Source organism: Sulfurovum sp. (assembly GCF_041562805.1).
Taxonomy (GTDB): Bacteria; Campylobacterota; Campylobacteria; order Campylobacterales; family Sulfurovaceae; genus Sulfurovum.
The window spans coordinates 32,930-52,240 of record NZ_JBFFOH010000006.1 but is presented as its reverse complement, the minus strand read 5'-3'; the positions used below and the strand labels follow the sequence as shown (position 1 = coordinate 52,240).

Genomic DNA, 19,311 nt, shown 5'->3' with positions numbered 1-19,311 from the left:
GTGAAGAACAACCAAACACAACAGCATCTGGACTTTACATCCCAGATACAGCCAAAGAGAAGCCTCTAGAAGGTAAAGTAATTGCAGTTGGACCGGTCGCAAGAGAAGACGGTATCGATGTAGGTGACACGGTAGTATTTGCAAACTTTTCAGGTATGGAAATTACTATAGAAGGTAAAGAATATCTTATTTTACTCAGTAAAGAAGTCTTGGGACTTATCAAATAATTATTAACTATATAAGGAACAAACGATGGCAAAAGAAATATTTTATTCAGACAAAGCAAGAAGTGGACTTTATGCAGGTGTCAGCAAACTAGCTGATGCTGTAAAAGTGACAATGGGACCTAGAGGTCGTAACGTACTCATCCAGAAAAGTTATGGTGCACCACATATTACAAAAGATGGTGTCAGTGTTGCTAGAGAGATAGAACTTGTAGATCCTTTGGAAAATATGGGGGCACAACTTGTAAAAGAAGTTGCAAGTAACACAGCAGATGAAGCGGGTGACGGGACTACTACAGCAACCGTACTTGCACACTCTATTTTCAAAGAAGGTCTTAGAAACATTACTGCCGGAGCAAATCCTATAGAAGTTAAAAGAGGGATGGATAAAGCATCTGCAGCAATCATCGTAGAACTTCAAAAAATGGCCAAAGAGGTCAAAGATAAAAAAGAGATAGCTCAAGTAGCAACTATCTCTGCAAACTCTGACGAGACTATCGGTAATTTGATCGCTGAAGCGATGGATAAAGTGGGAAAAGACGGTGTCATTACGGTAGAAGAAGCTAAAGGTATCAATGATGATCTGGAAGTAGTAGAAGGTATGCAGTTTGACAGAGGATATCTCTCACCATACTTCGTAACAAACTCTGAAAAGATGACATGTGAGATGGAGAATCCTATCATACTTTTAACAGATACAAAGATCACATCACTTAAAGACCTTGTTCCTATGTTAGAGCAAGTACAGCAAAGTGGAAGACCTCTTCTTATTATTGCGGATGATCTAGAAGGTGAAGCACTTGCAACACTTGTACTTAACCGTCTTAAAGGTGTGCTGAACATCGTTGCAGTGAAAGCACCTGGTTTTGGTGACAGAAAAAAAGAGATGCTCAAAGATATCGCTATCCTAACTGGTGCGACACTCATCACTGAAGAGCTTGGACTTACCCTGGAAAAAGCAACACTGGCTGATCTTGGTCAAGCGACAAGAGTAGTCATAGACAAAGACAATACAGTGATCGTAGACGGTAAAGGTGATAAAAATGCCGTAGTTGCAAGAGTGGGAGAGATCAAAACACAGATTTCGACAACTACGAGTGAATATGACAAAGAAAAACTTCAAGAGAGACTTGCAAAACTCTCCGGTGGTGTTGCGGTTATCAAAGTAGGTGCTGCAACAGAGACTGAAATGAAAGAGAAAAAAGACAGGGTAGATGATGCACTTTCAGCAACTAAAGCTGCTGTAGACGAAGGTATCGTTATCGGGGGTGGAGCTGCACTCATCAAAGCAAGTCAGGCTGCTTCACTCAACCTTACAGGAGATGAAGAAGTAGGTGCACAGATCATACTAAGAGCTGTATTTGCACCAATGAAGCAAATCGCACAAAATGCTGGATTTGATGCAGGTGTTGTAGCAGATAAAATTGCTCATGCCACTGAAGAAAATTTAGGATTTAATGCTGCAACTGGAGAATATGTAGATATGCTGGAAGCAGGTATCATCGATCCGCTTAAAGTAGCGCGTGTAGCACTTCAGAATGCTACTTCAGTAGCATCATTGCTTCTTACAACTGAAGCCACAGTTTCAGATATACCAGAAGCACCGGGTGCACAACCTACTATGCCAGACATGGGTGGTATGGGTGGAATGCCAGGTATGATGTAAATATGAGAGGCACTCTGCCTCTTATACTTACTATTTTAATAACTCTTGAAACTCAATGGCTGGTAACGGTCTGGAAAATAAATACCCTTGAGCATAATCACATCCTAAATTAAACAGAAGCGATGATTCCTTCGAAGTTTCAACTCCTTCAGCTACAACTTCAAAACCCAGTCCATGAAAGAATGCTATCATAGATTTAACAGCTATTTGATGATCTAAATTTAAATAAAGATCAAAAATAAGCGATCTGTCTATTTTGATCATAGAGAGCGGTAATGCCTGCAGATGCTTTAATGATGAATAACCCGCACCAACATGATCTAAAGAAAGAGAAAGTCCCAACTCTTTAAAGAGTTTAAAATCTATCAGTGTCTGTTCAATATTTGCCATAGCGGAATCTTCTGTAATATCTAAATTAAAATCTTTTGGATTTACAGAATAATGTTCAAATAGATTTGTCAGTTTTTGTATGAGCGTACTTACTTGCATCTCTTTTAAAGAGAGATTTACTGTGATTTGAAATTTCTGCACACCTAATGCATCCCACTGCTTACGCTGTTTAATAGCTTCTCTAAATACATACTCTCCAATGTCAACTATCAGGCCAGTTCTCTCGGCAACATCTAAAAATTTATCTGCTGTGATCAAACCATGTTCAGGATGATTCCAACGTATAAGTGCTTCAGCACCAACCATCTCTTCATTTTTCAAACTGAACATAGGTTGATAATAAAGAAAAAATTCGTTATTTTTCAATCCTTTGCGGATCTCTTCATTCATTTTGACTTCATCTTTGTGTACAGCTTGATGTTCTGTCGCAAAAAATTCAATATTTGCTTCACTCTCTTTTTGCGAATGATCTAGCGCAATGTAACTATGATTGATCAATTTAGTAGCATTCTCACCATGTGCTGGGAACATAGCAATACCTAGTGAAGCAGTCAATCGAACTGCACTGTCTGACTTATAAAAATTACAAATATTAGCAACCATTTCCCTGGCTACATTACGTACTTCTTCTTCATCTTCTATCTTCTCAACAATGAGTAAAAACTTGTCACCATCCATACGATAAACGCGAATATTTTCTTCTTTATTTTTTTTGAAATAATCAGACATTTTTTTGATGATCTGGTTTGAGTATCCTAATCCCAAAGTAGTCTGTAATTCTTGAAAATTATCAATACCCAATAAAAAAAGTGCAAATGCCTTAGATTTATTTTGACTCTCTATCACTAGAGTATTGATATCTGTAAGCGCAGAAAATTGGCTGGGTAATCCTGTAAAAAAATCAACACCTCCATCTTTTGGTGCAACTTGATTCGTTACAGCGGGTGTGATCAATTGCATATCTATAATACATGTGATTGTTTTATTAAGGTTCCAAGCACTTTTATCAACATATATATTGACTTGTTTCATCTTTCCTGAGATCACAAGCAGTACATTTTTTAAATGGAAACTATCTGCTTCCCCTTGAGCTTTTTCTTTCAATACCTTAAAAAATTCATCAGGATAAGAAGTATCGAGCTTAAGTTCAACTACCTTACCCGTGTTAAGCCTGATATTGTTTGAATCTAGAGAAAAGAGTACTTTTGCTGATTGATTAGCAAAAACGATATCATAGTTGTCAGACAAAACTAGCATTGCTTCATCATAATATTCTTTTTCTTGTTTAAAAAATTTTAATTCATCACATGCAGTTACCAATTGTTTTTTAGATGATTTATATATCCATAAAACCCCTATAACGAGTATGATTACCGCCACACCCAAAATATTAACCATCATATTATCCATTGTTATACACCTTCTTTTTCTTGATATAATAATTTTTGAAATTCATACACAGGTACAGGTTTTGCAAAATAATACCCCTGAAGATAGTCACATCCGTAAGAAACAATAAGATCGGACATCCTTTGATTTTCAATCCCTTCAACCACCACTTTCATCTCTAAAGTGTGCCCTAGTTCTATCATCGCTTTTACAATTCTTTGATTCTCTTTATTTGTTACAATGGAATCAACCAACTTTCTATCTATCTTTAACAGTTCACCAGGAAAATTTTGTAAATAAGAGAACGAGTTATATCCTGTTCCAAAGTCATCCAGAGTGATACCTACACCCAATTCTTGTAATTTAGACAAATATTTTTCTATATTACCTTCATTGGTCAGTGCAGAATTTTCAGTGATCTCAAAACGAATAAGTTCCGGATTTACCTTATAGTGAATGAGCTGCTGTTCAACATTCTCTATAAAATCCTCTATTTTTAACTCCATTGAAGCCACATTGATAGCTATAACAATCTGCTTGAACTGAAACAGTTCCCAACGTTTTTGCTGTTTCAAGACCTCTTCTAAAACAAAATGTCCCAATTCTACAATAAACCCTGTTTTTTCCATAAGGGTGATAAATACATCCGGTGTAATGATCCCATGTTCAGGGTGTACCCATCGTACCAATGCTTCTGCAGATACGATCTTTTGTGTCTTAGCATCAAAAACAGGTTGATAATAGACTTCAAATTCATTATTTTTCAATGCACTGTACATTTCATTATGTAGAGAAAATTCATCATAATCTTCTTTAGATTCATCTGGTATATAAATATGAATTCTACCCTCTCCACTTTTCTGTGCCTCATATAAGGCCTTATAGGTATTATCAAGTAGGTTTCGAGATGTACCACTGTCTGGATAGATACTTATACCCACAGACATCGTTAGGTGTAATCTCACTTCATTCATTTTATATAATAAGGCTACTTGTTCCTGTATCTCTTCTACCAAAGAAATAACGGCCAGTGAAGAGTTTATATTTGATATAGTCAATAAAAAATTATTACCAAAAGTATGATAAGACGATAAATTGAGCTCCGTTTCTATATTTTGTAAATAGTCTGTAAATTTAATCAGTATTTTATTGGCTTGTTCATACCCAACAATAGCTCTTACCATATTAAGGTTATCTAAATGTAATAATACAAGTGCTACTTTGCTATTTTGTAAATGTATTTTCGAATAAAGGATAGGAATATCATGAAGTGCCTGGATCTCTGTTGGCATTTTAGTCACAGGATGAAGATGTTTACCTTGTACATACTCCTGTTCTTTACGTAAGTCCTCTATAGAAATGATGGTACAAAACTTTGTCTCTTTCTCCTTCATTTCACTTCTTTGAAGATGTAAATTTATCGGTATACCTTCTTCATATTCAAATCGTAGATCCACCTGCTGGAAAGAAAGAGTATGTTCTTTAAATGCTCCCTTATTCTCTTCTATCATTATATCTAATGGTAACCAACTCTCTTTGATTTTTATTTGTGGTATCGGAGAAAGTTTTTGAGTAAGAAAATTACGCTTTAATTTAAATAATTTCACCATAGTACGATTGGCATAGAGTATTTCATTTTTATCTGAAAGAATTAAAGTGGGATCTTGAGAAACATCAAATGTTTTTTGAAATATTTCCACTTTATTCTCTGCGATCATTTGTTGTTTCTTTTGCTTTCGAAACAATGAATAGAGATAGAGAGATACTAAAAGAGATAAAATAAGCATACCTAACAATAGATATTCCTCCTGACTTAACTGCCCGGATAGTTGCGTAACTGTCTCTAATTCATTCTGCATTCGGCGGCCTTATTATTTAGTATTTAATTGTATCATACACATGTCAAGTTACTATTAAACATTAAGTGCAATATTCTGGTCTATACCATCTTAAAGTCTATCTAAGTAGTTTTTGAAATTCAAAGACAGGCAGGGGTTTTGCAAAATAGTACCCTTGCATATAGTCACATCCATAAGAAGCTATCATATCGACCATTTTCTGATTTTCTATACCTTCCACAACTATTTTCATTCCTAAGGTGTGTGCCAATTCTATAATTGCTTTTACAATTCTTTGATCTTCTTCATTTGTTAAAATATAATCTACTAAACTCTTGTCAATTTTTACATTATCCGCAGGAAATTTTTTCAAATATCCAAAAGAAGTATACCCAGTACCAAAATCATCCAATGAAATACCTACACCCAACTTTTTTAGCGCAAGAAAGTATTTCTCAGTCTCAGACTCATTGATCATAGCTAGGCCCTCTGTGATCTCAAACTTTATACATTCGGGATTAACCTGATGCTCACCAAGTTTTCTTTCTACATGTTGTACAAATTCACCCGTATTGATCTCAACCATAGATACGTTGATCGAAACCTCAATCTGCTTAAATTTAAATAACTCCCAACGCTTATGCTGTTTAAGTACCTCTTCAAGTACATATTGACCTAACTTAATAATAAAACCTGTTTTTTCCATTAAAGAGATAAATACATCTGGGGGAATCAAACCATATTGAGGATGTTTCCAACGAATAAGTGCTTCAGCAGCTACAATCTCTTGATTTTCAACTTTGATAATAGGTTGATAATAGACTTCAAATTCACCCTTTCTTAATGCCCCTGGCATATCACTATTCAGTCTCAATTCATCGTAATCCTTAGCAAATTCTTCAGGTATAAATATATTGATCTTACCATCACCATCTTTTTCTGCCTCTGCCAATGATTTATAGGCATTGTCAAGCAATTTACGTATATTTCCGCTATCTGGATATATGGCTATACCTGCGGAAACTGTTAAATGTAGATTCACGTCTTCTATCTTATAAAATAATGCCAGTTGCTTCTGGATATCTTCAACGAATGTTCTTGCCTCTTCTAGGGAATGTAAATTGGTTACAGTCAGTAAAAAATGGTTATCGAAGGTATGATAAACGGATACATTTAAACTCAGCCCTAAAGTCTCCAGATAGGTAGCAAACTTTTTTAGCACAGCATTGGCTTGTTCATACCCTATAATAGATCGCAACATGGAAAAATTATCTAAACTCAGTAGCATGAGTGCAAGTTTGTTTTTTTCTAAATGCACTTTAGAAAAAAATGACGGTAGATCATGATATGCTTGCAGTTGATTGGGTAAGTTTGTAAGTTGATGCTTGAAATGTGTACCGGAACGTTCTTTTTCTTTCGTCATATCTTGTATGGATATTACATCACACAACACCTCATTAGGCATTCTCATAATGATAGTATCCAAATATAAATTAATAGGTATTTCATCACCCTCTGAAATTTTCAAGATCGCGTGGCGGTATGAGCGGACCTTTTCCTTGGTCCCGACACGATTATCTTTGACAAATTGATCTAACGCTATCCAATCTTTTTTTACTTTTACTTCGGCGATGCTTTTAAATGATTTCAATAAAAAAGTATTATTTAACTGCAGTAGTCTGACCATTGTGTTATTGGCATACATCACTTCATTTTTATCAGAGAGTATTAAAACTGCATCTTCAGAGATCTCAAATGCTTTCTCGAAAACCTTTAGATTATCCTCAAGGGCTTTTCTTAGTTTCTTTTTTTCTTGCGCAAGTGAATAAATATAGAGTAAAAAGAAAATGATTAAGATAGACAACATGATCAATGCATATCCCTCTTGCGTCATTTGATTCATAACCTGCCCAAGTTTTTCCAATATATTATTCATCCAGCAACCTTATAGGTATTAAATTAGGTTATATTATACCAATATTCAAACTCATGTTTTACTTAAACATAAAGCTTCTATTTGTGTGGTAGCATCTTCAATGATGAATTTTTGATTCTCTTTGAGTGCACTAAGTTCTATTATCTTTCCGTCTATAGACGTTTGTGCCCATCCCTTACGGTACTGAAGTTTTGGATCATTCATCTTCAATTTTTTATCTATATACTCTAGATATTGGCTTTTTTGTTCCAAAATAAAGAGCATATTTTGAGTATAGCTCTTATGCATTTCAGGTAAAGAAGAAGAAAAACGCTCTAACTTGTACGCTATTACCCTCTTAAGTTCATCTTTTAAACGCATAAATTCTATCTGCGTCTCATTTAATTGTCTAGCAGGTGAACTACGTAACAATATCTCCTCTGTATGTTTTAACTCACGTACAAGATGTTGTAGCTTTTGATTCATCATGTAGGTAAATCGTTCGCTGGTCTCAGCCAGAGTATAGAGTATCTCTCTCGCATCAGGGAGTATCATCTCCATGGCAGCACTAGGTGTAGGTGCACGTAAGTCTGCAACCAAATCACTTATCATGACATCTACCTCATGTCCTACTGCACTCACAACTGGTGTTTGTATGGTAAAAATGGCATCTGCTACAACTTCTTCGTTAAAACTCCATAGATCCTCTGCACTTCCGCCGCCACGTCCCACAACAATAACATCCACAGCCAAACTATCTGCATAATGTAAGGCATTGGCTATTTGAACAGCTGCCTGATCTCCCTGTACCAAAGTATCGACGATCACAACTTCAAGTAAGGGCCAGCGTTGTTCAATAATTTTTAACATATCATGTAATGCCGCACTCTCTTTTGCTGTGACTAAAGCTATTTTTTTTATATGTTTAGGGATGGGGTTTTTCCTTTGTGTATCAAAGTAACCTTTCGCCTTAAGACGCTCTTTAAGCTGTTCATAGGCCAGTGCCAAAGCACCCTTTCCATAAGGTTCAATATGTACAGCATAGAACTGATATTCACCTCTTGGTGTATATACCCCTACAGAACCTTCTATAACGATATGCATCCCTTTTTCTATACGAAACTTCAATTTCGAAACAGACGAACGCCACATGACACATTTGATACTGCTCTCTTTGTCTTTTATCGAAAAGTATACATGTCCTGTAGTATGGTAAGTAACGGAAGCCACTTCACCTTCAACAAGGATATGCATAAATGTAGCTTCAAGTAGTGATTTTATTTTTATATTGAGTGAGGAGACACTCATCATTGATTGTGACATATGAGACTCCTGTAGTATGTAGTTTTTACTTTTTTTGTGCGACTAAAAGTGTAGAGATCCCCATAGAGAAGGATTTTGTGTATTTCATTTCAAAGCCTGCTTCTTCTAACTCTTTAGCCAACATTTCTGTAGTTAAAAACTCTTCTATAGATTCAGGAAGATACTTATATGCTTCATAGTTCTTAGAGATAAGTCCGCCAATTCTAGGTAAAACTTTTTTCATACCAAAGTCAACAACTTTATCTAAAAGCCCTGCTCTTTCTTGTTTTGTAAACTCCAGGATCACTACGATACCATTAGGTTTTAATGCCCTGTAAAATTCTTCCAATGCTTCGACTCTATCTACCACATTACGTATACCGTAAGAGATAGAAATTACATCCGTACTCTCATCAGCAATAGGCAATTCTTGTGCTTTACCTTCTATGAACTGTGCAAAATCCACTTTCTTTTTAGCTACTTCAAGCATACCTACAGAAGGGTCAACGCCAACATACTTATCAATAGCTACACCATTCTTTTCTGCCTGTTCTTTCCAATAAATAAGTAGATCACCTGTTCCAGTTGCGACATCAGTGATTTGCGTTAACTCTTTTTGATCTAATATCTCAAATGCCTTATCACAACCTTTTTTACGCCACTGGATATCAATCCCCATACTCAATACTCTATTGGCTAAATCATAAGTTGATGCAATATCATCAAACATTGTGACAATTTTTTCTTGTTTTTCTTGTTTATCTGTGAGTTTTTCAATGCCCAATTTGTTTGCTCCATATCATCAGATCTATATCTTTTTTATTTTGATGTAAAAAATGTAAATTCATAGTTGTATTATAGGTTAAATTATTCGTAGATAGCTTAGGGACTTGATAAATCAGCATCCAGTCTATCTTCTCTTGGAGTGCCTCCAGCATCCCCTCTCCACCTTCTACCAAGACAAAAGAAGGATCATCTAAAAAGTCTAATCTATTGACGATCTCAACATTCCTCTCTTCAATACCAAACAGTGGGATATCTCTATCAAAATTATCTTCCTTCGTATAGATCTTGACACTGGGTGCTTTTCCTTCTACAAATCGGCAATCCAAAGTTGGTCTATCTTCTCGTACGGTATTGCCACCTATGAGCAATGTATCACAAACTTCTCTTAACTGATGTACATGTGTTAAAGAAGCTTTACAACTGAGATATCCTCCACCGATACGTCCATTGGTTGTCTGTGCAAGTTTGAAGAGAACAAAAGCTCTCTTTTGCCATATCAGAAAGGGCTCTATCAAAGATTGACATGCTTCTTCAAGCAAACCAATACTTGCATTTTCTAGCATTTGCATACCACCATCATGCCCCTCGACAGGGTCACGTATACCTATCACCACTCTACTTAATGTCAATGACTGTAATAAAGAGGCACATGAAGGTGTTTGACCTTCATGAGAACAGGGTTCAAGTGTCACATAAATAGTGCATTGACTAAAAAAATCTTTAGGGAGTGCTAATAGAAAAGAATGTGCTTTTTGGGCATTTTGAGGCTCAAAGTCTATAGAGGTGTTTGAAAGTGTTTCGTAGGCTGAAAGTAAAGCCAAAACTTCAGCATGTGAGGTACCTGCTTTTTGATGGGCTGCTACTGCTAAGATTTTACCGTTTAGAGTGACGACTGCACCCACAGCAGGATTTGGGTAGGTTAAACCTTGGTATTCCCAAGCTTTATCAAGAGCGAGTTGCATATAAAATTCGTCTCTCATAGCAACACCTCCCTTTATTTAAAAAGTAAATTAGTTCCAGTCAAAATAGGTTTTTGCTGTACCTAATGCCCCATATTCAAAGCTTTCATCACCCTGCTTTGTTTCCACAACGATACCATTATTATCGGCACTTTTCAGTATACCTTTTAGTTTATCTGCACCTGTGATCTTGAGCTTCACTTTTTCACCAATGGCATTTTTAAAGTGTACTGGTTTTGTAAGTTTTCTCTCTATGCCCGGAGAACTGACCTCTAAACGGTATCTTTGACTCATAGGCGGATGTACATCTAAAAAAGGTGATAGTTCATGAGAAATAGTGGCACACAAGTCAAGACTTACGCCACCTACTTTTGTGACCAAAACACGAAAAATAGTCTCATCAAATTCACTGACTATCTCTGTATCATACAGCGCTGCCCCGTTGGCTTCTACGATTTTAGCTATTTGTGTTTCAAGATTCATCTTTTGACTCCTCATCATCTTTAGAATGTCTACTGCCTATTTGTTTAAAAAGGTCTTCTATACGACTTACCTTTTCTAGCTGATGGTCAAATTCAAAAGTAAATCGTGGGGCCTTAAACCAGCCTTCACTCTGTTTACAATGATTTTGTATATACCCAGCCACAGCTCGTAGCTGTCTTAATGCTTCATTTTGTTCTTTCTCATTCAGAAATGAAGTATCAAGATACACTTTTGCATCTGATCTACCTTTTGAACAAACCACATCTGTAACAGTAAGTCCATTGATACGTTCATCATCCAAGCTGCCAAGTGCTTCTGGAATGATCTCTTTCAGTACAGACTCTACTCTATGTCGTTTAATTTCTTCCTGCGTCATATTAGAACCTTTCTAAAATGCAACTGCTTGCATGAGCACTCTTAAGAAGAGGACTCAGTGTCAACAATCTCAACTTCAAAGAAGGTGCTTGGGTGCACGTTCTTGAATAGAGACAATTTTGGTCTTTACTCAAATTGCGTCCTATAGTGTAACCTGTTCTTCAACATCTTTAAATGTTTCAATCACATCACCATCTTTAATATCATTAAAGTTTTCAAGCATGATACCACACTCGTAACCGTTCTTCACTTCTTTAGCGTCTTCATTGAAACGCTTGAGTGAAGAGATAGTACTTTCATATACAACAATACCATCACGGATAAGTCTTGCTTTAGAGTTTCTTGTAATTGTACCATCGGAGACTTTACATCCAGCAATCGTACCAACCTTACCAACAACAAATGTCTCACGTACATCTGCTTGTCCCGTAACTTCTTCAGAAATAACCGGACTCATCATACCACCAAGAAGTGCTTTCACATCATCAAGAAGATCATAAATGATAGAGTAAGAACGTATCTCTATACCTAATTCTTTTGACTTCTTCTTCACTGCACCTGTTGGACGTACATTAAATCCAAGTACAACCGCATGTTCTGATGCATCTGCAAGCGCAAGATCACTCTCAGTCACTCCACCTACACCTTCATGAATAATGTTGACTTTTACTTCTTCATTTCTAAGCTTCTCTAAGCTGCCTTTGATGGCTTCAAGAGACCCTTGAACATCCGCTTTGATAATCACAGGAAGTGACTTTAGCTGTCCTTCTGCAATAAGTGCAGAAAGATCATCAAGAGATGCTTTCGTACTCTTAGAAAGTTGCTTAGTTCTATCATATTCAGCTCTTTTCTCAGCCAATTCACGTACTTCTCTATCTGTACCCATCACAATAAGTTCATCACCGGCCCCAGGTACTTCATTAAGTCCTACGATAGCTGCTGGTGTACTTGGTCCGATCTCTTTAACATTACTTCCGTCATCAAGTCTAATCGCCTTGATACGCCCATATGTTTTACCTACGATCACATTATCACCGATACGCAATGTACCATTTTTGATAATCACATTGGCAACTGGCCCAAAACCTTTTTCAAGAGAACTTTCAACCACAACAGCTTTTGCTTCTCTACTTGGATCAGCTTTTAGTTCCATCACTTCTGCCTGCAGAAGAATAGTTTCAAGTAAATCATCTATACCTAAACCAGAGTGTGCAGAGACAGGAACGAATTCATACTCTCCACCCCAGTCAGTTGCCATGACACCAATCTCTGACAATTGAGCCGTAACATTATCAGGATTTGCACTCTCTTTATCCATTTTGTTAATGGCAACAATGAGTGGTACACCTGCCGCTTTAGTATGGGCAATGGCCTCTTTTGTTTGAGGCATTACCCCGTCATCTGCTGCAACAACGATAATAACAATATCTGTTGCCTGTGCTCCACGTGAACGCATTTCTGTAAATGCCTCGTGACCCGGAGTATCGACAAAAGTGATCTTCTTACCATTCTTTTCTACCTGGTAGGCACCTACGTGTTGCGTAATACCACCGGCTTCCTTGTCTGCTACTTTTGAAGTACGAATTCTGTCAAGAAGTGATGTCTTACCGTGGTCAACATGTCCCATGATAGTAATAACCGGTGGTCTCTCTTCAAGATTCTCGTCTTCAACTGCATCATAAGCGTCTGAATAATCAAGTTCATCAAGCGGGTTGACCGTCGTGACTTCCACTTCAAACTCTTCAGCTAATATTTCGATTTCATCTTTACTTAAAAAGTCATTCTTCGTTACCATCATACCAAGTGCAAAAAGTACACCGACAACTTCACCTACAGAACGGTTTACTTTTTCAGCAAACTCATAAACCCTTACATTCTCAGGAATCTCTACAGAAGTTACAACTTCAGTATTTTCTATTTTGTCATACTTCTTACGTTTGCCGCCACGCTTAAGTGAACGTTTTTGTTGAGGACGGAATGGCTGTCTACCTTTTGTAGGTCCACCATTTGCTGCTTCTCTCTTTTTCGCTTCTTCTTTACGCTTTTGCTCTTGACGCATCATATCTTCATAGATATTTTTATCAGAGAAATCTAAAAGTACTACTTCTTCACCACCAAAACCGCTATCGATCTCAGTACTCATACTATCATGATTGAAAATATCTATCTTCGTACCAGTGTCTCTGGCTTCTGCTACTTTCTTAGGTTTCTTTTTTGCTACATATTGCTCACCCATAGAAATCTTGGTTCCTGCTCTTACAGGTGCCGGCTTCGCTTTTCTAACGATTTTGATTCCACCACGTGAAAGTGTTCTTCTCTTTGGTTTATTTTCATCTGAAGCAGCAGATTCTTCAGCTTCTGTTTTCTTACTGACAACAGAAATACCCTTACGTTTCTTCACCTCTTTAGGTACAGGTTTTTCAACGATCTCGTCAGTGACTTCTGGAGTCACTGCCTCAACTGTTTCTTCTACTATCACTTCTGGAGTCACTGCTTCAACTGTTTCTTCTGCTATCACTTCAGGAGTCTCTACAGTAGTTTCAACTGCAGGCTCTTCTGTAACTGCGGTTTCGACTTCAGGAGTTGAAACTTTCTTCTCAACAACTTCTACTTTTTTCTTCACTACAGTAATGTTTGGTTTGCTACCTGGCTTAGTAAAGCCTTTTGGTAATGTTCCGCTAATCGCATAATCTACGAGGATACCAGCATCTTCCATACTGATAGTACTGTTGGCTGCTTTTACATCAAAACCTAACTCTTTGGCTTTGTCTAGCAAATCTCCGTTTGACAATCCCGCTTCATCTGCTATTTCTTGGATTTTAACTTTATCCATTCTTGATTAACTCCTTTAATATAATGCAATTACTTGCATGTGTTGACTTCTGAAGTCAACTTTCTCAACAACTTAGTAAATCGTTACGCATCTTGTTTAAAACGCTTCACTAAGCCTTTGATTTTTTTCTCATTTGTTCCACAAACATCACAAAGGTAAAAACTTCTTCCTTTACCATCAAATGCTATTACCTCATTACCCTCATATTTTAATCGAATCAAAGTGTTTTGAGGATGTCTACTTCGGCAAGAGATGCACATACGTGTTGGCTGTAATTTTTTCATGCGTATTATACCTAAAAAGAGATTAAGCGTACAGCTTAACTTTTGGTGATGACACCATTATTGTCTAAAGAGAGAATAAAAACCCTGAATTGAGGGAAACGTGCTTGCAGTGCTTGTGCCATTTTATCTGCATCTTTATCGTATGCAAGGTTAAAAAATGTGGAACCCGAACCTGAAAGAGTACTCATAAGTGCACCATGTTTCAATGCCACTTTCTGTACATCAAACAGTTCAGGCATCATCTTCATTCGTCTCGCCTGGTGTAGTTTATCTTTGGATGCGATACGCAAAAGATCCCACGATTCACTCATAAACAGTGCTGTCATGTACGATGACCGGGAAAGTGAATAGACTGTCTCTTCTTTTCTATACATTTTAGGTAGGACCGTACGAGATCTAGCTGTGGAGATAGTACGGTTCGGTACAACCACTACAGCCCTTAAATAGTCAGGCATACGTCTTTTTTTACTATAGACTCTGTCGCCTTCCACACAGGCAACATTAAAGCCACCCATCACTGCAGGTGTAATGTTGTCCGGGTGATGTTCATAACGTAGTGCATGATTTAGTATTTCTCTTTTGTTGTATTTTTTATCTGCCGCAGTATAAGCAGCACTCAATGCTGCAACGATCACTGCAGAAGAACTTCCAAGTCCTCTTGAGATAGGAATACGGTTTATAAACTCAAATCTAAAATTATCATCCCTGCTTGTAAGTCTTTTATAGTTTTCATTAAAAATACTTAAAAACAGTGAATTCTTTTTGATCTTAGGGTTGTCAGCACCCTCTCCATGTGTGGAGATACTTAAAAATTTTGAAGGTGTGATCGTAATTTCATTTCTGAGATCGACTGCAAGACCCAAGGTATCAAATCCTGGTCCCAAGTTTGCAGAGGTTGCGGGTACACTTATAAACATCGTTGTCCTTATTTTGAACGCTTTTAGAGCAAAACTCCAAAAACTACGCTGACGCTATGTCTCAACTTCAGCTCTTAGCTCATGCAACGGGGTACATGTAATCTAGACAGCTGGTAGTATGTAGTCAGGTGTTGATTCTTCATCTAATTCAAGATCTTGAATACTCTGAGGTAATGTAAACTTTACATTGACTGGTTGTTCATATTTTTTTGTAATTATAGTCTCTTTTTCCTTGATAAAATAAAGATTTCCTACCGCTTTGATAGGTTCCCCTCCATTTAAGGCAAAACCACTACATCCCACACACTTAATACCTTGCATGATCTCTATCGTTTTCAGCATAATATAGGTGAGTTTTATGGCCATATATGACCCGGGACCTCGTGTATATATGATCGTAGAGATATCATATTTATCTAGACACTCTTTGATCAGAGGTAAAAGAATTTCAGAAGTTTTTAAATCACTTGATAGCGTTTCAATAAGCATATCATCTTCGTACACCCCTAATATAAGAGGTGAAGAGATAGATATAATGAGAAGTTCGTATCTCTTAGGCAAAGCTTTTTGCAAATGCTCTACTTTGTAACTCTTCTACTGCTACAAGATCATAGTTTTTACTGTCAGAGAGTAATTTCGCGGTAAGCTGATAATTCAAATTATGACTTCCTGCAAATGATTCATATTTAGCCAGAATATTGTGTCCAGAGACCATCATATCTCCCATAGCATCCAATATCTTATGTCTTGCAAACTCATTGTCAAAACGTAATCCTTCTGGGTTCAAGACTTTATGGTCATCCAGCCCTATGGCATTTTGAAGTGTTGCACCAAGTGCCAGATTTTGACTTTGCAGATACTGTATGTCTTTGGCAAATCCAAATGTTCTTGCTCTTGCGATCTCTTCTACAAAATTCTTGGTACTAAAGTTAAAACTTGCTTGCTGATCACCTATGACTGGGTGGTCAAACTTGATACGAAAATCAAATTGTGCACTGTCATGAGGCAGTAGACGTACAAACTTATCACCATCACTAACCTCAATCGGTTTTTTAACGCAGATGATTTTCTTTGGTGCATCCTGTTCCTGGATACCTGCTTCTTCTAACAAAAGACAAAAAGAGATAGATGAACCATCCATAATAGGCATCTCATTTCCATCTACAATTACACGTATATTGTCTATTCCATACGCATATACTGAAGAGAGAAAGTGCTCTATCGTAGAGATATACCCTTTCTCATTTCCTATCACTGTAGCCATACGTGTATCGATCACTGAGTCCGGAGAAAGTGGTATACTCATCGCAAGATCTTCCCGATAGAACATGATACCAGCATCTACATCCAGTGGTTCAAGTCTTAACTTAATAGGCTCACCTTTGTGTAAACCAATACCCACAACTTCAACTGGTTTTTTAAGTGTTCTTTGTTGCATTACTTCCTCCTTTCTAGTTTTTTATTGCTGGTATTATAGTGTAAAATTATAATTATTGCAAAGTATACACTTTTACTGTGTATACTTTGTGGACTATTTCCCTTGTATTATCTTATCTGCAGCCTTAAATATATCGTCCACATTCTTCCTGATCCACTCTTTATCAAACCACTCTACCGGTCTCACTTCTATACCTTGAACCAAGAGACCAAAATGCAGATGATCTCCAAGAGCCAAGCCCGAAACGCCTGTTTTAGCTATGTCATCTCCTGCCTTCACTTCATCGCCTTCACTCACTAAAAGTTGTGAACAGTGACCATAGAGTGAATAGAGTCCCAATCCATGATCGATCATAGGCATATTTCCGTAGATCCCATTTTCTCCTGCATAGACTACTTTACCGGCATTGGATGTTTTGATCGTTGCCATTTTTGTACTGGCCAGATCATATCCGACATGAAAAGAGTGTGAAACTACATTGTCTTTTGTTTCATAGTAATAATGTCTTTCATCACCGTAACTGGCAACTTTCTGTCCATTTCTAAGCGGATAAAATCTTTGCACTTTCCAACTCTCCAACATTTCTGAAGAGACTTCTTGACTTAAATTATGGATTAGGTCCTCATTTTTCAAACGCATTGTTTCGTTGATCGCTTTTAATTTTTCCAGTCTATCATCGATATGGGCATATTCAGGGTTACTTGATGCCAGATCTGTGATCTTCCCATCTATAAATTTGTCTTTTGCTTTGATCCATGAAACTTTATACTCATGATTTTTAACATAAAAAGGAATATCCACAGTACGTTTATTCTTCGCAGCATCTATCGCTACAACTTTAGCTTTAAAGTCTTTATCCGTAAATGGCCATGCTATGAGTGCAACATAGTATCCTTCTTTTTTATAGGGCTGTGCTTTAAACTTTTCTTTCCCTACTTCTACATACAGTGTGTCTAGATTTTCATCTGCTGCCTGAAATATAACCAAAGCACTTCCACCTTGTGTAATACTATAAGAGTTTGCAAGTACATTTACATTTGGTCTTTTAAAGTCAACATTGATATCGATCTCTTTTTCACTCTTATTACCTTGAGAAAAATTCCACATACTACTGTCATTGACCAAGACTTTTAATTTTAGCTTGGTTGCTTTAGGGTCCAGTGTTTTACTTTTAGGGTAGTTCACAAGAAGCGTTTGCTCTTTTGGTTTTCCATCAAATCTCCCCTGTCCAACAATAAGACTATTTTTTCCATCACTCATGATGAGTTCAAAACTTTTTAACCCTTCATTATCAGCAAGTTGAACCATAAATGGATCCGTACGATTCCAAAACAAATTTTGTTCACTGTGCACTGTTGGAACTTCTCTTTCAAATTCCGGTGCAGTATAGACGTATCCAGCTCCGACAAGTAAAGCCACTAATAACAATAAGAATAATCCGCCTACTATTTTTGCTCCGCCTCTTTTACCATTTCTATTTCTCATCTATTAATCCTAATTCTTTTATCTTTACTAAAATTGTATCTATACTTTCTTGTAATCCGCATTGTGATCCCCCATTGGGGAAGGTAAAACCTGCAGCGACTTTATGCCCACCACCGCCAAAAGCCATAGCCACTTTGGACACATCCACTTTCTTGCTGCGTAAAGAGATACGTATACCATCTTCTAACTCCATGGCAAAAAGTGCCACTTCTACAGTTGCTAAAGCCCTTGCATAATCCACAATACCTTCCATATCCGGTATTGTTGCACCAGTCGCTGCTATCTCCTTTTTAGTCACCATGAGTGTAGCTATTTTCGCTTCATGATATAAAGATAAAGAGGCTAAAGCTTTTTCCAAAAGACGCAATGAACTCAAAGGTCGTCTCTGTGTACAATTATAGGCAACCTCGTCAGGCATGGCACCTGCTTTGACTAAATTTTTTGCTACGCTAAACACCTCTTCATTCACTGAATTAGTAGTAAAGTACCTTGTATCAGAGAGTAGTGCCGCATAAAAACATGTTGCTGCATCAGCCTCTACAGCATAAAGGTCTTTAAACAATGCAAATGCAACTTGAGATGCAGACGCATATTCTGTTATCACTACATTGATACTTCCATAACGTGTATTACTCTGATGGTGATCGATGTTGATAATATCTCTACCTTCTAGATCAAACCCCAGTCTATCTACACTTCCACAATCACAAGAGAGTATCAAACTGTCTGTATAATCCATATGGTGCTTAATTTTTTTAAAGTTTGGTAAAAAATCAATATGTAAAGGGAACACAGTTGAAGCATTCACCACTTCCACTTTTTTACTTTTATCTTTACTTAACAGTGCATAAATACCTAGTGCTGTACCCAACGTATCGGCATCGGGGTTAAGATGGGAAAGTATCGTGATAGAATTTGCAGATTCTATCTTGTTTTTAACTTCATCATAGGGGAGACTCTCAATAATCATTTTGTTCTTTCATTGTTTAGTTCACACAGTCCTAAATTATATATGAATTGTGTTAAC

Annotated in this window: 17 protein-coding genes; 2 read left to right on the top strand and 15 right to left on the bottom strand. The window is 37.1% G+C overall.

What is annotated here, in order from left to right; genetic code table 11:
- Nucleotides 1-227: co-chaperone GroES (locus tag ABYK33_RS01830; RefSeq protein WP_373031199.1), on the top strand; the 227-nt coding region annotated here is incomplete at its 5' end.
- 25 nt (nucleotides 228-252) lie between these two features.
- Complete coding sequence (groL, locus tag ABYK33_RS01825; RefSeq protein WP_373031198.1) at nucleotides 253-1,890, top strand: chaperonin GroEL; 1,638 nt, start codon at nucleotides 253-255, stop codon at nucleotides 1,888-1,890.
- Nucleotides 1,891-1,920: 30 nt separating this feature from the next.
- Here the strand turns inward: groL and ABYK33_RS01820 are convergent, their stop codons facing one another.
- From ABYK33_RS01820 to ABYK33_RS01750, 15 genes are all read right to left on the bottom strand, one after another.
- The gene (locus tag ABYK33_RS01820; RefSeq protein WP_373031197.1) at nucleotides 1,921-3,690 is read right to left on the bottom strand and encodes a putative bifunctional diguanylate cyclase/phosphodiesterase; all 1,770 of its coding nucleotides are present in this window, start codon (nucleotides 3,688-3,690) and stop codon (nucleotides 1,921-1,923) included.
- Between the two features lie 2 nt (nucleotides 3,691-3,692).
- Complete coding sequence (locus ABYK33_RS01815; protein WP_373031196.1) at nucleotides 3,693-5,528, bottom strand: putative bifunctional diguanylate cyclase/phosphodiesterase; 1,836 nt, start codon at nucleotides 5,526-5,528, stop codon at nucleotides 3,693-3,695.
- 97 nt (nucleotides 5,529-5,625) lie between these two features.
- Nucleotides 5,626-7,443 (bottom strand): putative bifunctional diguanylate cyclase/phosphodiesterase, encoded by a 1,818-nt coding sequence (locus tag ABYK33_RS01810; protein WP_373031195.1) that lies wholly within the window; start codon nucleotides 7,441-7,443, stop codon nucleotides 5,626-5,628.
- A 51-nt stretch (nucleotides 7,444-7,494) separates the two neighbouring features.
- Nucleotides 7,495-8,745 carry an exodeoxyribonuclease VII large subunit gene (gene xseA / locus ABYK33_RS01805; RefSeq protein WP_373031194.1) on the bottom strand — a complete coding sequence of 417 codons (1,251 nt, stop codon included), beginning with the start codon at nucleotides 8,743-8,745 and terminating at the stop codon, nucleotides 7,495-7,497.
- 25 nt (nucleotides 8,746-8,770) lie between these two features.
- The gene (gene ubiE / locus ABYK33_RS01800) at nucleotides 8,771-9,508 is read right to left on the bottom strand and encodes a bifunctional demethylmenaquinone methyltransferase/2-methoxy-6-polyprenyl-1,4-benzoquinol methylase UbiE (RefSeq protein ID WP_373031193.1); all 738 of its coding nucleotides are present in this window, start codon (nucleotides 9,506-9,508) and stop codon (nucleotides 8,771-8,773) included.
- Nucleotides 9,498-10,490: a bifunctional diaminohydroxyphosphoribosylaminopyrimidine deaminase/5-amino-6-(5-phosphoribosylamino)uracil reductase RibD gene (ribD, locus tag ABYK33_RS01795; protein WP_373031192.1), complete on the bottom strand. Its 993-nt coding sequence runs from the start codon at nucleotides 10,488-10,490 to the stop codon at nucleotides 9,498-9,500. Before ribD ends, ubiE begins: the two co-directional genes overlap by 11 nt.
- 30 nt (nucleotides 10,491-10,520) lie before the next feature.
- Nucleotides 10,521-10,952, bottom strand: coding sequence for a ribosome maturation factor RimP (gene rimP / locus ABYK33_RS01790; protein ID WP_373031191.1), 432 nt, complete (start codon nucleotides 10,950-10,952; stop codon nucleotides 10,521-10,523).
- Nucleotides 10,942-11,328: a 30S ribosome-binding factor RbfA gene (gene rbfA, locus ABYK33_RS01785; RefSeq protein ID WP_373031190.1), complete on the bottom strand. Its 387-nt coding sequence runs from the start codon at nucleotides 11,326-11,328 to the stop codon at nucleotides 10,942-10,944. Before rbfA ends, rimP begins: the two co-directional genes overlap by 11 nt.
- A 141-nt stretch (nucleotides 11,329-11,469) precedes the next feature.
- Nucleotides 11,470-14,160 carry a translation initiation factor IF-2 gene (gene infB, locus ABYK33_RS01780; protein WP_373031189.1) on the bottom strand — a complete coding sequence of 897 codons (2,691 nt, stop codon included), beginning with the start codon at nucleotides 14,158-14,160 and terminating at the stop codon, nucleotides 11,470-11,472.
- 83 nt (nucleotides 14,161-14,243) lie between these two features.
- Nucleotides 14,244-14,444 (bottom strand): DUF448 domain-containing protein, encoded by a 201-nt coding sequence (locus tag ABYK33_RS01775; RefSeq protein WP_373031188.1) that lies wholly within the window; start codon nucleotides 14,442-14,444, stop codon nucleotides 14,244-14,246.
- Between the two features lie 35 nt (nucleotides 14,445-14,479).
- Entirely contained in the window at nucleotides 14,480-15,361 is an 882-nt protein-coding gene (gene thrB / locus ABYK33_RS01770; RefSeq protein WP_373031187.1) for a homoserine kinase, read from the bottom strand.
- A 102-nt stretch (nucleotides 15,362-15,463) separates the two neighbouring features.
- Nucleotides 15,464-15,934, bottom strand: a complete 471-nt coding sequence (locus ABYK33_RS01765) for a hypothetical protein (protein WP_373031186.1) — start codon at nucleotides 15,932-15,934, stop codon at nucleotides 15,464-15,466.
- On the bottom strand, nucleotides 15,915-16,799 hold the full coding sequence (gene lpxC, locus ABYK33_RS01760; RefSeq protein ID WP_373031185.1) for a UDP-3-O-acyl-N-acetylglucosamine deacetylase: 885 nt from the start codon (nucleotides 16,797-16,799) through the stop codon (nucleotides 15,915-15,917). Before lpxC ends, ABYK33_RS01765 begins: the two co-directional genes overlap by 20 nt.
- A 93-nt stretch (nucleotides 16,800-16,892) precedes the next feature.
- Nucleotides 16,893-18,284 (bottom strand): M23 family metallopeptidase, encoded by a 1,392-nt coding sequence (locus tag ABYK33_RS01755; RefSeq protein WP_373031184.1) that lies wholly within the window; start codon nucleotides 18,282-18,284, stop codon nucleotides 16,893-16,895.
- Nucleotides 18,274-19,254 carry a bifunctional oligoribonuclease/PAP phosphatase NrnA gene (locus ABYK33_RS01750; RefSeq protein WP_373031183.1) on the bottom strand — a complete coding sequence of 327 codons (981 nt, stop codon included), beginning with the start codon at nucleotides 19,252-19,254 and terminating at the stop codon, nucleotides 18,274-18,276. The genes ABYK33_RS01755 and ABYK33_RS01750 overlap by 11 nt, the downstream gene beginning before the upstream one ends.
- Between the last annotated feature and the right edge of the window lie 57 nt (nucleotides 19,255-19,311).

Bases quoted from the DNA above. Each gene is read 5' to 3' on its own strand.
- groL (WP_373031198.1), top strand. From the start codon at position 253: ATGGCAAAAGAAATATTTTATTCAGACAAAGCAAGAAGTGGACTTTAT.
- ABYK33_RS01820 (WP_373031197.1), bottom strand. From the start codon at position 3,690: ATGGATAATATGATGGTTAATATTTTGGGTGTGGCGGTAATCATACTC.
- ABYK33_RS01815 (WP_373031196.1), bottom strand. From the start codon at position 5,528: ATGCAGAATGAATTAGAGACAGTTACGCAACTATCCGGGCAGTTAAGT.
- ABYK33_RS01810 (WP_373031195.1), bottom strand. From the start codon at position 7,443: ATGAATAATATATTGGAAAAACTTGGGCAGGTTATGAATCAAATGACG.
- xseA (WP_373031194.1), bottom strand. From the start codon at position 8,745: ATGTCACAATCAATGATGAGTGTCTCCTCACTCAATATAAAAATAAAA.
- ribD (WP_373031192.1), bottom strand. From the start codon at position 10,490: ATGAGAGACGAATTTTATATGCAACTCGCTCTTGATAAAGCTTGGGAA.
- rimP (WP_373031191.1), bottom strand. From the start codon at position 10,952: ATGAATCTTGAAACACAAATAGCTAAAATCGTAGAAGCCAACGGGGCA.
- rbfA (WP_373031190.1), bottom strand. From the start codon at position 11,328: ATGACGCAGGAAGAAATTAAACGACATAGAGTAGAGTCTGTACTGAAA.
- infB (WP_373031189.1), bottom strand. From the start codon at position 14,160: ATGGATAAAGTTAAAATCCAAGAAATAGCAGATGAAGCGGGATTGTCA.
- ABYK33_RS01775 (WP_373031188.1), bottom strand. From the start codon at position 14,444: ATGAAAAAATTACAGCCAACACGTATGTGCATCTCTTGCCGAAGTAGA.
- thrB (WP_373031187.1), bottom strand. From the start codon at position 15,361: ATGTTTATAAGTGTACCCGCAACCTCTGCAAACTTGGGACCAGGATTT.
- lpxC (WP_373031185.1), bottom strand. From the start codon at position 16,799: ATGCAACAAAGAACACTTAAAAAACCAGTTGAAGTTGTGGGTATTGGT.
- ABYK33_RS01755 (WP_373031184.1), bottom strand. From the start codon at position 18,284: ATGAGAAATAGAAATGGTAAAAGAGGCGGAGCAAAAATAGTAGGCGGA.
- ABYK33_RS01750 (WP_373031183.1), bottom strand. From the start codon at position 19,254: ATGATTATTGAGAGTCTCCCCTATGATGAAGTTAAAAACAAGATAGAA.